The sequence below is a fragment of the Ruegeria sp. HKCCD3925 genome, assembly GCF_057221175.1.
In genome coordinates, this window is the sequence record NZ_JBWVBI010000005.1 from 132,656 (window position 1) to 144,742 (window position 12,087).

Annotated in this window: 14 protein-coding genes; 13 read left to right on the plus strand and 1 reads right to left on the minus strand. The window is 51.9% G+C overall.

Going from position 1 to position 12,087, the window contains the following annotated elements; translation table 11 throughout:
- Nucleotides 1–3: 3 nt before the first annotated feature.
- From AC2TEM_RS13360 to AC2TEM_RS13420, 13 genes are all read left to right on the plus strand, one after another.
- Nucleotides 4–135 carry a DUF2256 domain-containing protein gene (locus AC2TEM_RS13360; protein ID WP_480454291.1) on the plus strand — a complete coding sequence of 44 codons (132 nt, stop codon included), beginning with the start codon at nucleotides 4–6 and terminating at the stop codon, nucleotides 133–135.
- Nucleotides 132–1,376 (plus strand): FAD-binding domain-containing protein, encoded by a 1,245-nt coding sequence (locus tag AC2TEM_RS13365; RefSeq protein ID WP_170423414.1) that lies wholly within the window; start codon nucleotides 132–134, stop codon nucleotides 1,374–1,376. Before AC2TEM_RS13360 ends, AC2TEM_RS13365 begins: the two co-directional genes overlap by 4 nt.
- A gap of 3 nt (nucleotides 1,377–1,379) precedes the next feature.
- Nucleotides 1,380–2,873 carry a cryptochrome/photolyase family protein gene (locus AC2TEM_RS13370; protein ID WP_170423416.1) on the plus strand — a complete coding sequence of 498 codons (1,494 nt, stop codon included), beginning with the start codon at nucleotides 1,380–1,382 and terminating at the stop codon, nucleotides 2,871–2,873.
- A gap of 66 nt (nucleotides 2,874–2,939) precedes the next feature.
- The gene (locus AC2TEM_RS13375) at nucleotides 2,940–3,308 is read left to right on the plus strand and encodes a YdeI/OmpD-associated family protein (protein ID WP_170423418.1); all 369 of its coding nucleotides are present in this window, start codon (nucleotides 2,940–2,942) and stop codon (nucleotides 3,306–3,308) included.
- A 3-nt stretch (nucleotides 3,309–3,311) separates the two neighbouring features.
- Nucleotides 3,312–3,440, plus strand: coding sequence for a YdeI/OmpD-associated family protein (locus tag AC2TEM_RS13380; RefSeq protein ID WP_170423420.1), 129 nt, complete (start codon nucleotides 3,312–3,314; stop codon nucleotides 3,438–3,440).
- A 596-nt stretch (nucleotides 3,441–4,036) separates the two neighbouring features.
- On the plus strand, nucleotides 4,037–5,926 hold the full coding sequence (locus AC2TEM_RS13385; RefSeq protein WP_170423422.1) for an SLC13 family permease: 1,890 nt from the start codon (nucleotides 4,037–4,039) through the stop codon (nucleotides 5,924–5,926).
- Nucleotides 5,927–6,013: 87 nt separating this feature from the next.
- Nucleotides 6,014–6,187 (plus strand): zinc-binding dehydrogenase, encoded by a 174-nt coding sequence (locus AC2TEM_RS13390; RefSeq protein ID WP_480790331.1) that lies wholly within the window; start codon nucleotides 6,014–6,016, stop codon nucleotides 6,185–6,187.
- Nucleotides 6,188–6,568, plus strand: a complete 381-nt coding sequence (locus tag AC2TEM_RS13395) for a VOC family protein (RefSeq protein ID WP_170423424.1) — start codon at nucleotides 6,188–6,190, stop codon at nucleotides 6,566–6,568. It abuts the gene before it with no gap.
- A 144-nt stretch (nucleotides 6,569–6,712) separates the two neighbouring features.
- A complete protein-coding gene (locus tag AC2TEM_RS13400) occupies nucleotides 6,713–7,096 on the plus strand; it encodes a nuclear transport factor 2 family protein (RefSeq protein ID WP_170423426.1) in 384 nt (127 codons plus the stop codon).
- A gap of 136 nt (nucleotides 7,097–7,232) precedes the next feature.
- Nucleotides 7,233–7,736 carry an aggregation factor core gene (locus AC2TEM_RS13405; RefSeq protein WP_170423428.1) on the plus strand — a complete coding sequence of 168 codons (504 nt, stop codon included), beginning with the start codon at nucleotides 7,233–7,235 and terminating at the stop codon, nucleotides 7,734–7,736.
- Between the two features lie 25 nt (nucleotides 7,737–7,761).
- Complete coding sequence (locus AC2TEM_RS13410; RefSeq protein WP_480790330.1) at nucleotides 7,762–8,202, plus strand: TspO/MBR family protein; 441 nt, start codon at nucleotides 7,762–7,764, stop codon at nucleotides 8,200–8,202.
- 65 nt (nucleotides 8,203–8,267) lie between these two features.
- Entirely contained in the window at nucleotides 8,268–8,768 is a 501-nt protein-coding gene (locus tag AC2TEM_RS13415) for a CIA30 family protein (protein ID WP_170626246.1), read from the plus strand.
- A 210-nt stretch (nucleotides 8,769–8,978) separates the two neighbouring features.
- Nucleotides 8,979–10,151, plus strand: a complete 1,173-nt coding sequence (locus tag AC2TEM_RS13420) for an adenylate/guanylate cyclase domain-containing protein (RefSeq protein WP_170423435.1) — start codon at nucleotides 8,979–8,981, stop codon at nucleotides 10,149–10,151.
- Between the two features lie 351 nt (nucleotides 10,152–10,502).
- On the opposite strand, the gene AC2TEM_RS13425 is transcribed toward AC2TEM_RS13420, so the two are convergent.
- Nucleotides 10,503–12,035: a phospholipase D family protein gene (locus tag AC2TEM_RS13425; RefSeq protein ID WP_480856249.1), complete on the minus strand. Its 1,533-nt coding sequence runs from the start codon at nucleotides 12,033–12,035 to the stop codon at nucleotides 10,503–10,505.
- Nucleotides 12,036–12,087 lie beyond the last annotated feature (52 nt).

The following is a 12,087-nucleotide window of genomic DNA, read 5'->3' on the forward strand; positions in this document are numbered from 1 at the left end:
AAAATGCAGAAGAAAGCCGATTTACCCCAGAAAATCTGCCCGGTCTGCCAGCGCCCTTTCACCTGGCGCAAGAAATGGGAAAACACTTGGGATCAAGTGAAATACTGCTCGAAAAAGTGCAGGTCGGCCGCATGACTGAGATGTTTCCAGAACTTGCGGATGTGAAAGAGACAATCAGTTTCAAACCCACACGAACCAATGGTCTTACAAGGCTGAAGCAGTTCGTGGGACGCACCGGTCGGCATTATGCAAGTACGCGGAACTACGATTTTGGGACCGAGCAACGCAGCAATGTATCGGGTTTGTCACCATGGCTGCGCCACCGTTTGATAACGGAGAATGAGGTTTTGGCAGCGGTGTTAGCGTCGCATAGTTCCAACGCGGCAGAGAAGTTCGTGCAAGAAGTGTTTTGGCGCACTTACTTCAAGGGTTGGCTGGAACAAAGGCCCAGCGTCTGGGCACTTTATCAGCGGGATTTGTTGAGCGCTTTTGAGCGACTAAAAGATGATGAGGGCTTGGAGACCCGTTTCAACGGGGCAGTGAACGGCAATACCGGCATCGACTGTTTCGATCATTGGGCGCGGGAATTGGTGACGACTGGCTACCTTCATAACCATGCGCGCATGTGGTTCGCATCAATCTGGATTTTTACACTCCGCCTACCGTGGCAGCTTGGCGCGGATTTCTTTTTGCGGCATTTGTTGGATGGCGATCCCGCGTCGAATACGCTGAGCTGGCGGTGGGTTGGCGGATTGCACACGAAAGGCAAAACCTACCTCGCGCGACCTGATAATATTGCCAAATACACGGAAGGACGGTTTAAACCGAGAGGTCTGGCTAATTTTGCAGAGCCGTTGACCGAGCCGGTAGATCACCCGCTCATTCCCCTTTCAAGTTCGCACATGTTCCCGGACAGCCCTTATCTGTTGCTGTTGACGGAGGATGATCTGTCAGGTGACTGCTTAATGCCGACATCGCCTGCTGCCGTGATTGGACTTTTGGCGACGCATGGACGGTCTCCAAAGCCGATGGGAAACGCCGTAACGGACTTTGCCAAGGGGGCGATCAACAGCGCGCTTGAGCCTCACGGAAAGCTCGCGAAATCAGGCGCGGATTGGTGTGGTCCGTTGATCGAGGCAGCACGGAATGCGGGTGTCACGACCATTGCAACAGCCTATGCGCCTGTCGGCCCTACTCGGTCACGCCTGGATCGTGCAGAACCTGTATTGAGAGACGCAGGCTTGTCTTTGAACAGGATAATGCGACCTTACGACGCTATGACATGGCCTCATGCAAAGGCCGGATTCTTCTGCCTTCGAAAGAAGATCCCATTGCTCTTAGGCCAATTGAGTCTGCTCAGCCAACAAAGACCATAACCCGTGTCCACTGCTGCTCTTCTACTTCCCAATCAATTGTTTGCAAACCACCCGGGTCTGGCCGCCCGGCCAGACATTGTTGTGCTTTTCGAAGACCCGCTTTTCTTCGGTGATGCGTATTATCCGGCCTCGATGCACAAGCAAAAGCTTTGGCTGCACCGCGCCTCAATGGCGCGCTATAGAGATGGCTTAGTCGCCAAGGGCTTTGATGCCGCGATATGGCCCTTTGAGCGGCAGCCGGGCGCATGTCTTCGAATGTTTCAAAGTCTGCGTGATCGCGGTGTCAGCCAAATGATCATGGCTGACCCAGTAGACTTCATCGCAAAAAGACGTTTACGGGCGGCAGCTAGCAGTACCGAAATCACGCTCGATATACAGCCATCGCCTGGCTTTCTGAATACGCGGGACCACAATCTAGATTGGTTTGCCGGTCGAAAACGATGGCTCATGGCGGATTTCTACAAAAGCCAACGCTGCCGCTTGAACGTGTTGATGGACAGCGGTCAACCGACGGGGGGACAGTGGAGCTTTGACGAGGAAAACCGCAAGAAAGTGCCCAAGGCGCTGTTAGGCAGCCTGCCTTGGATCGATTGGCCTTCCCATGACGCAGTTGATGAAGCCGCAAAAGCAAGCGTTCTTGCTGATTTTCCAGAAGCATTGGGCAGCCTGGATACGTTGTATTATCCGACATCACACAAAGCTGCGTCCGACTGGCTGGCGCAGTTTCTGGAACGGCGGTTCGAACGTTTTGGCGACTATGAAGATGCCATTGTTGAGGGCGAAAACTGGCTATGGCACGCCGTTCTCACGCCAGCATTGAACATAGGATTGTTGACGCCAAAACAAGTTTTGGATGCTGCCCTGGCGCATGCGGATCGCAAGGGCATTCCCTTGAATTCGGTAGAAGGTTTTATCCGCCAGATCATTGGCTGGCGCGAGTTTATGCGCGCGACTTATGAGAGCCTGGGTGTTCCGATGCGTACGACAAATCATTGGGGCCATCACCGCCCAATGCCCCGCGCTTTCTACGACGGAACCACCGGTATTGATCCGCTGGACGACACGATCAAAAGGTTGCTCAAGACAGGGTATTGTCATCATATTGAACGCCTCATGGTTTTGGGCGGATTTATGTTTCTGTGCGAAATTGATCCGGATCATGTCTATCGCTGGTTTATGGAAATGTTCGTCGACAGCTATGATTGGGTAATGGTTCCCAATGCCTACGCGATGAGCCAGCATGCCGATGGCGGGTTGATCACCACCAAACCGTACTTTTCGGGTTCAAACTATGTTCGCAAAATGAGCCATTGGGGAAAGGGGCCTTGGGCCGACATTTGGGACGGGCTTTATTGGCGCTTTATTCTGAAACACAGCGATAGACTGACTGGCAATCCCCGATGGGCGATGATGTGCCGTACGGCTGGGCGAATGTCACCAGAGGTCAAAAGCAAGCACTTGAAGACGGCTGAAGTTTTTTTGCGACGGATGACATAAGCATGAACACTATGGTGGCGCATCACAGATATTGAGGTCACATCCCGTGATCAACTGTGGGAGTGGGTGAGCACGCATTTTGCCAAACGTGATAGCGTCCGCCTGATCACGTGGAAGGCGGCACATCCGCAGAAATATGTCAGTCGGGACGAGGTGCTGGATGCGCTGATCGCGCATGGTTGGATTGATGGAAGACGATTTACAATCGATGAAGACCGGACGGCGCAACTGATCAGCCCGCGAAAACAGCAAGCTTGGTCCAAAAGCTACAAGGACAGAGCAGAGCGCCTTAGGCAAGAAGGCTTAATGCACCCCGCAGGAGAGGCGTCCATACAATCCAGTAAAGCGTCAAGACCATGGAGCTTTTTTGATGACGTCAATGCTCTGATTGTGCCAGACGATTTATCCGGTGAATTGGACCTGGACAAATGGTAGCAATTGCCTCCGCCTTACCGACGCAAAGTCCTGCGCTGGATCAAGATCGCCAAAAGCCCAGCAACACGCCAGCGGCGGATCAACAAGACGGTCGCAACCACGCACGCTGGAAAAAGAATGCAGCAAATGTAGCTCTTTCTGATTTGTTCTTGGTTCCCAATCGGATCTAGAACTTTCGTATCGAAACGGAGCAAGGCAGCCAAAAGTCTGGTTTAGAGCAGTCGCCACGTGGGTCGCCGTCTGCTTACGTAGTGTCTTTTCGTGTTTGCGGAACCACAGTCCAAGTCCTCAAGCTCATTCACCGGAGGGTTGTCGGAAATGCCGATCAAAGCGGTGGGCGTTGGACGCGATGCTGCCTTTGTCGGTGGGCATCATATTTTCAGAGTTTTGGCAGCGCTTGGCTTGGCGCCTGTCCTTGTGGCGGCTTTCACAAAGCCTTCCCGGCTTAGCAAATAAAATCGACTGAATATGAATAACAACGACGCGGAAAAATTCATTTGTTTGTATTTAGAAAGAGTGAAAGCCCATTTCGTATTGCGATGCTTAGTGAGGCTCATGAGTTTGTCATCAGCGTCTCGTTAGACTGGCGAAGTAAAGGATTCAGCAGATACCGCGCCCGAAAAAGCGAGCCGCGTAAGCAAGCCCAATGTCTATTGGCCTTATCTGCCGCGCAGAGTTGGTCCTTCGTATTTGCTGGTAGTCAGGTAACGTTAGTTTGGGAGTAAGATATGGAATTACCAACACTAACGTACGAAATGATAGCCGTACTGAGTCTATTGTCTTTTACGGTCTTACTTTTTGTTACCGAAATCATACGGATCGATGTTGCAGCAATTCTTGTTATGGTTCTGCTTGGCGCGCTGAGCTATCTACCGGGGCTGGGTAATCTAGCCGATGTATCTAAGCTCTTTGAAGGTTTCTCCTCCAACGCTGTGATGTCCATCATCGCAGTTATGGTAATTGGGGCGGGGCTTGATAAGACCGGACTTATGTCAAAGGTTGCGGCCTTGATCCTCAAGAATGGTGGCACGACTGAGGCCCGGATTATCCCCATAATATCAACAACGGTTGGTGTCATCAGTTCCTTCATGCAGAACGTCGGAGCTGCTGCGCTTTTTCTGCCTGTTGTCAGCCGCATCTCAGCACGTACGGAAATCCCGATGAGCAGGTTGCTGATGCCCATGGGGTTTTGCGCGATACTGGGTGGTACCATCACATTAGTCGGGTCGTCGCCCCTCATCCTGTTGAATGACCTGATTGTTTCGGCAAACTCATCCCTTCCTGCTAACCAGCAAATGGAGACATTTGGGCTGTTTTCAGTCACGCCTATCGGTGTGATGCTGGTGCTGACTGGGGTGCTTTACTTTGTGCTCTTTGGTCGTTGGGTTCTCCCTGCGCAGCGGGATCGTGGAGAAGACGCAAGCTCAGCGCGGTCCATGCAGACCTATGTCGAAAACACCTATGGGCTAAGGGCTGATATGTTCGAGATACGTGTTCCTGAAGGCTCGATCATCATTGGGCAATCGCTCGCGGATCTAATGGTAGCCCATAACATGTACATTCTTGGCACGTCCTATCGTGGCCACAAGGTCATCGCGCCGATGGCTGATACCAAGATCGAAGCCCCGGCGCGGCTCGCAGTGCTTGGCCTGCGTCGGGTGGTTGAGCATCAGTTTGCTGAGCCTTACGGATTAGAAATCCTACCCCAACTAGATGTCTTTGCGGATGATTTCGCCGCGACCCAATCCGGGGTGGCCGAGGTTGTTATTCCGCCCGGTTCTTCAGTGATCGGCCAGACTCCGATTGATTTGCGCCTCCGTCAGACACATGGTTTGTCTCTGCTGGCCATTCAGCGCGGCGAAGAAACACTGAGCCATGTAGAAACCGAGGATCATTCAGCTACGCATATCGGGCAAGTCCCTTTGCAGGCCGGTGATACGTGTGTGGTTCACGTGCAGTGGGATCGTCTGACACGACTGAAGTCAGACAGGGATTTCGTCGTTGTCACCTCGGACTTTCCCCAGGAAGAGTTGCGGCCCCACAAGGTCGGATGGGCGCTCGCCTTCTTCCTAATAGCGTTGAGCCTAATTCTGTTTTCAGATCTGCGCTTGTCGTTGTGCCTATTAATTGGCGCTGTTGGCATGGTGTTGAGCAGGGTGCTCTCGATTGACGAAGCCTACGAGTCGATTAGTTGGAGTACAGTTTTTCTACTCGCTTCACTGATCCCGTTGGGCCAGGCAGTCCAGAACACCGGCACTGCGGATTGGATTGCCGCGCATGTGTTGGCCCTTCTGAAGGGGTGGCCGATCTGGTCGTTGCAAGCAGGAATAGCCGTTTTGGCAACGGCATTCACCCTGGTCATGTCCAACGTAGGTGCGACCGTCCTGCTGGTGCCGTTAGCGGTTTCTATTGCGGTATCGGCGGGTGGTAACCCGGCTGTATTTGCCCTCACAGTAGCAATTTCAACGTCCAACTCATTTTTGATCCCAACACACCAGGTGAACGCGTTGATCATGGGCCCAGCAGGCTACCGGGTGGTGGATTTCGTTCGCTCCGGTGGAATTATGACTCTCCTTTTCTTGGTTGTCTCAATGACCGGGCTTGCGATTTTCTTCTGAGCCGCCTCTCGGCGATCCGTACAGATGTGCTCTGCTTTAGCTTAGAAGAACTCATAAGGCGCTCGGTCACTTTTTTGGGACTGGGGAATGAATCGTCTAAGCGAAATCCTGAATCGGGTCGCCGCGTTGATAGACGATGGAAAGATAAGATCCACAGCGACCGATACACTTGGTACAATCAATGCCTCAAACTTAATGAAAGCGCATGCTATCCTCGAAAGCGGCAAGGCCAAAGGAAAGCTTGTGCTTGAGGGTTTTTAGATGAGAATTGAGCGGCTGGATCATGTGAATATAGTGACGACTAGGTTGCCTGAGATGGTTACTTGGTATGAAAATGTCCTGGGTTTGAAACCCGGGGCCCGCCCCGATTTTCCGTTTCCCGGAGCATGGTTATATGCGGGTGATGACGCCGTGGTTCATCTTGTGGGTCACGAAGGAACACCTAACGTTGGCTCCGAAGTGAGGCTCAAGCTCGAGCATTTTGCGCTCTCAGCCACGGGGTTGAGCGCATTCGAAGAAAAACTGATCTCGAGTCAGATCCAGTATCGCAAAACTGAAGTCCCTGGGGCTCGAATGGTCCAAATCCATGTGGCCGATCCTGATGGGAATCATATTCATATTGACTTCGATGACACCGAGTAATTGGCCAACTCTCGAAATAGTCGGAGCACAAAATCAAGCTCGCAACTTCTTGTCGATTAGTGATTGAGATTCTTGCCGGGTTGCTCCCCGGAATTGCGTGGGCCAACATTTTTGGGTGGTACAAACGTCGATTTGGAGATCAGCATGCCGGACCTCGAAACAAACAAGAAAAACGTCATCGCTTTCTACGAAATGATGTTCAACGAGTGTCGACCTGCCGAGGCCATAGCAACCTTTGTTGGTGATACCTATACGCAGCACAACCCGCATGTTGGCGACGGAAAGCAAGCCTTTGTTGAGTACTTCGAGCGCATGGCCGCCGAATACCCGGGAAAGCGTGTGGACATCAAACGTGCGTTTGCTGAAGGCGATCATGTTATTCTGCATTGCCATCAAATCTGGCCCGATGGTCTCGAGTACGCAGGGATCGATATTTTTCGCCTGGATGTCGATGGGAAGGTTATCGAGCACTGGGACGTTCTTCAGGAGGTTCCGGCAAACAGCGAGAATGAAAACGGCATGTTTTGACTTAATCGTTCTGAATGCGGTGCATGGAACTGCGAAAGGTCCTGTCGGCTGAACCACGGTAGTCAAAAGGCATAAGTCTGATCCAAGAAACCCGCCAAAGCGTATCTTCCAAGAACCCTTTAGCAAGGAGATAAATATGCTTCCGACCAGCATTCTTGCGGCGACCCTTGGATTATTCGTAGCCACTTCGCTTCAAGCCGGAGTTCAAATTCGCTTCATAGAAGGCGCACCCAAAGACCGTTTTGTTCTGACAAATGTCGGATCGTGCGAATTAGAAACCTCGACCGTCAAAATTGACTTGTCGCAATCTGCCGGACGTTTGATTTTCGATGTTACCGAAAAAGGTGCGGGTGTAGAGGTATTCCAACCGCTCGAATTCGTTGAGGGTGCGGATGCACTGCGTCAATTTCCTTCGGTCGTGGACGGGCAGAATACAATTGAACTTGAGATCGTTTCCCTCGCAGCCGGGGACAAACTAGCCTTTACCATCGATGTGGACGACACGATCGGGCAACGCGAAATCACCGTAACGGAGTCGGAGATCGAAGGCGCTACGGTGTCATATACCGACGCGGATGAGACCAGTACTGCGACCTTCTCTTCCGAAGCGCTTGTCAACGTGACGACCAAAGGCTGCTGAAAGCTATCCCACAATGTCGAATTGGATGGTCCGCATAGCATTTCTTGCGCTCGTGTTGGGAGGCGGCATCCTGATCGGGATATTGACCGCGCCCGGGGATTGGTATGCGCAGCTTTCTAAACCTGCTTTCAATCCACCAAATTGGATTTTTGGGCCGGTTTGGACGGTGCTTTATGTTTTGATAGCCATGGCGGGTTGGCGTCAGTTTGAAACAGACCAAAGCTCGACGCCCATGAAGCTGTGGTGGGTGCAGATGGGTCTGAACTTTTTGTGGTCCCCAACCTTTTTCGTAATGCAACTACCGTGGATTGCCTTTGTGATCATTGTCGCGTTGATGATTGTGATCGTCATGTTCATCGCTCTGGTCAGGAGCTCGGATCAGGTTTCCGCACTAGCCTTCCTGCCGTACTTTGCATGGGTCGCATTTGCCACTGTCTTGAACCTTTCTATTGCAATACTGAACTGAGAAAAAACGATATGCGTGGAAACTTCGCTGGGCTTGCTTCAGGTCTTGTTATCATCGGATCTACAATGGCACAGGCTGATGAAAATCTTGCAGAAGACTTCTCCAAGTCTCCGGAGACGAGTTGGGACTACGTTGCCGACACCGTCATGGGAGGAGTTTCTTCAGGACAGGTGCAGTTTCGTTCGGAACGTGATGTTGCGTTCGCCCGGTTGACCGGAACCGTCAGCACAAAAAACAACGGCGGCTTTATCCAGTTCCGACGCAAGTTGTCTGATCGACCAGATGAGGGTGTATCGGGCGTCAGGCTGTTGGTACGGGGGAATGGCGAGCAATACTTCGTCCACCTCAGGACACGTGGCACGGTGCTTCCATGGCAATACTATCAGGCCGCGTTCGCAACTTCTGACAACTGGACCGAAGTCTGGTTACCTCTCTCAGGCTTCAAGGCTTCAGGTGCCATGTTGCGCGCTATTCCCGTTGCTGACGAAATCACCTCAGTTGGAGTTGTAGCCTACGGGAGAGATCACGAGGCCCGCGTAGATGTCAGCGAGATTGGTTTCTATTGAAGGTTTCCCAAGAGAGGGCTGCAATCTTCAAATAGGTCTGTTTGGAACCGCGCGGGATCTAAATTTACAAACCATCTTCCCGATGGAATACATTCCGTTGATGCCCGAGCATCAATTTGGACAGGTCTGATCAGGCTGCTCAACAACAGCAACCGACATTGCCAATCCAATTGTCTTTGCTCATCGTTTCCAAGCGACTAAATTGGGTCCATGGAAGAAGTCACTCGACTGACCGAATGGATGATTACAGAAGGTCGTCGCTCCGGTGATCCTGTAAAGGTGGTGTCACAGTTTTGTTCCTCCTTGATCGAAGCCGGAGTGCCGCTATGGCGGGCAAACATTGGCCAGCGCTTTGCCAACCCATTGCTTATTGCCTGGGGGGTAGTTTGGACGCCTGAAGGCACCGACAGCTACGACGTCACGCATGAGACGATGTTGACAGATGGTTATGTCGGGAGTTCATTCGAGTATATTCTTGCGAACAGAAAGCCACTTCACAAAAGTCTACGGCGACTGGACTTGGAAACAGAGCATTCATCCTATCTTGAATTTGCAGAGCAGGGTGGCACCGACTACTACGCTACTTTGCTCTATTACGGCGATGGATCGCTGCATGGATGTACGTTCGTTACTCAGGCAAAGGATGGATTCTCGCCCGAACATCTTATGCTGATTGAAGCGGCCTTACCGGCCCTTTCTTCCGCCTTGGAACCTGTCACGATGCGAAAATCGTCTAAAGGTCTGCTTCGAACTTATTTAGGAGATGGACCTTCCGAGGCCGTCTGGAGCGGCAATATAAAGCGCGGAGAGCGAACAACTTTGGATGCCGTGGTGATGTTCTCTGATCTGCGAGGCTTTACAGCACTTTCCGAGACCGCTCCGGAAGAAGATATCTTCGACACGCTTAGCGACTATTTTGATCTGGTGGTTAAAGCCGTAGAGGACAACGGTGGAGACGTCCTCAAGTTCATGGGCGATGGCATCCTGTCGATCTTTACTATTGAAGCGCAAAAAGACCATGCCGACCGCTGCAGAATGGCGGCTCTTGCAGCGCAGAGTGTGCTGAGTGGTTTGAACGATCTCAACACCAGACGAGACGGGTTTCAAAATCCGCCTTTGGATGTTGGTATTGGAATTAACGTCGGGCAGGTCAGCTATGGTAATATCGGCAGCCCCGGCAGGCTTGATTTCACAGTTCTGGGCGGGGCGGTGAACGTTGCAAGCCGAATTGAAGGTTTAACAAAAGCAATTGGTCGGAGGGTGTTGGCGACGTCAGCCGTTGCAAGTGCTGCTCCGAGCATGTTCGTTAGCTGTGGTGATCACGAGATACGTGGCCTTGCGCAGCCCATTGAATTGTTCTTTCTCACTGAAGATGCACAATAATCAGCTATAGTTATTCAAAACAATCTACCTTCGGCATCTTACGACATTAGATGATCGCTAGAAATGAAACACAAAGCGCAAAAATCCACTAAGGCGCGTCAAGCTGAACGTAACTGTTTGAGTAACCGGAAAACGGGACTTGCCTGTTGTCGTTCAGCTTCCCCGGAATGATGAACATGGCCATTGACTTTGGTAGCAGGCATTTTCCCGCCAGCATTTGATAAAATGAATATCTAGTCTGTGTTAAGAATTGGATATTGGGAAATATCTGCGACTGATGACCTATTTCTTTTTTGCTGCCATCTTCGCAGGCGCCGGTGACGGCCAAGCGATCAAGTAGTTTGCAGAAACCTAAAGCTGGGACCCAATTGGTAAAATACTTAATAGCCCGGCAACTATGTGATCCCAGGCCGATCGTGTCGGCTCGAATTGGTACTCAAGAATCGTGCCATCATTGGCTCTTGTCGTCCATTTAAGCTGGCCAGCTTGCTCGAGCGTCACGTTATATGTATATGCGGGTAGTGCGTCGTCCAAGGCTCCCATCGTCTGCGCAGTCAATGCTGGCGAGTCAATCAGAATTCCCATCTCGGTGTTGATGTTGACAGATCGCGGATCCCAGTTGAATGAACCCACGAACAAGTACTGGTCATCAATTGCAAATGCCTTGGAGTGCAGGCCTGACCTGGATTGAGCCCAGTTAATACCGCGGCGTTGGACTTGATAAGCGTCGGGTCGCAGCTCGTAGAGTTCTACTCCACCGCGTAGCAGTGCTCGGCGTTTCTTGGCGTAGTGTGCGTAAACGGGTGCGACGTCGTTAGATGCAAGTGAATTGGTTACAACCTTTACGTCGACCCCACGGTTCTCGAGTTCGGTCAGCCATTTCACACCGTTGTTGCGTGGCACGAAGTAGGCGGACACGATGTTCACTTCACTGCTGGCATTCTCAAAGTACGGAAGCAATTGAGATGCAAGAACGGGACCTGAGTTCTCGAGGCCCGCGGCCTTTGAAGGCGGATCAGCATAAAGTTTCGCTGGCAGCCAATCCAGTAACAGGGCACCATCCGCGAAGTTCTCTTTTGCCGACTTTCTGAGCGCTGCGCCGTACTGCGTTTGCCTCGCTTCCTCGACGAGTTCATTCAACCTGCTGCGCGCATCGCTCAGGTCAAATTCTTCGGGTTCTCCGACAACCACGCGAGCCGGAACAGCGAATTCGCTGTTCCAGTAAGCGTCAAAGCTACGTGACACTTCGCGTACAACTGGGCCTGCGGCCAGCACATCCAGATCGGCATAGTTCATTTCTTCCCGCGCCAAAAAATACTCGGCACCGATGTTTCTCCCACCCACAATCGTGAACACGTTGTCTGCTGTCATGGACTTGTTGTGCATTCTGCGATTGATGCGTTTGAAATCAGTCAGACCCGCGATCAAAAGGCTCTGATCTCGCCAGAACGGGTTGAATAGCCTTATTTCAATGTTTTTGTGATTGTCCAACGCAGCGGTCATCGCGTCGTAGCCGGACGTATCCATATCATCCAACAACAGCCTGACACGAACACCTCGATCCGCCGCTTGCAAGAGACTGGCAGCGAACAGGTGACCAGTTGGGTCGTCGTGCAGAAGATAGTATTGCGCGTCTATCGTTCGCTCGGCCGCAGTGGCCAACAACAGCCGTGATACGAGCGCTTCCTCTCCATCACTGATCAGCTTGATGCCTGACCGACCGTCTTTAGGATCCCCAAGGCGATTGGCCGCCTGACCCAGAGCCGTGCTGGAATTTGCCGGTAGCGCAGCTGATACCGTCTTTTCATACGTGCGGGTTTTCGGAGCGCAAGCGACAAGAAACAGCGCGCAATAAACACTAATCACGAACTTCCATTGCGCCATAGACTTCCTCCAACCCCATGTCCTAGGTGACTACGCCCGAGCACGCGATTGC

Bases quoted from the DNA above. Each gene is read 5' to 3' on its own strand.
- AC2TEM_RS13410 (WP_480790330.1), top strand. From the start codon at position 7,762: ATGGTCCGCATAGCATTTCTTGCGCTCGTGTTGGGAGGCGGCATCCTG.
- AC2TEM_RS13400 (WP_170423426.1), top strand. From the start codon at position 6,713: ATGCCGGACCTCGAAACAAACAAGAAAAACGTCATCGCTTTCTACGAA.
- AC2TEM_RS13415 (WP_170626246.1), top strand. From the start codon at position 8,268: ATGGCACAGGCTGATGAAAATCTTGCAGAAGACTTCTCCAAGTCTCCG.
- AC2TEM_RS13420 (WP_170423435.1), top strand. From the start codon at position 8,979: ATGGAAGAAGTCACTCGACTGACCGAATGGATGATTACAGAAGGTCGT.
- AC2TEM_RS13395 (WP_170423424.1), top strand. From the start codon at position 6,188: ATGAGAATTGAGCGGCTGGATCATGTGAATATAGTGACGACTAGGTTG.
- AC2TEM_RS13390 (WP_480790331.1), top strand. From the start codon at position 6,014: ATGAATCGTCTAAGCGAAATCCTGAATCGGGTCGCCGCGTTGATAGAC.
- AC2TEM_RS13425 (WP_480856249.1), bottom strand. From the start codon at position 12,035: ATGGCGCAATGGAAGTTCGTGATTAGTGTTTATTGCGCGCTGTTTCTT.
- AC2TEM_RS13385 (WP_170423422.1), top strand. From the start codon at position 4,037: ATGGAATTACCAACACTAACGTACGAAATGATAGCCGTACTGAGTCTA.
- AC2TEM_RS13360 (WP_480454291.1), top strand. From the start codon at position 4: ATGCAGAAGAAAGCCGATTTACCCCAGAAAATCTGCCCGGTCTGCCAG.
- AC2TEM_RS13405 (WP_170423428.1), top strand. From the start codon at position 7,233: ATGCTTCCGACCAGCATTCTTGCGGCGACCCTTGGATTATTCGTAGCC.
- AC2TEM_RS13365 (WP_170423414.1), top strand. From the start codon at position 132: ATGACTGAGATGTTTCCAGAACTTGCGGATGTGAAAGAGACAATCAGT.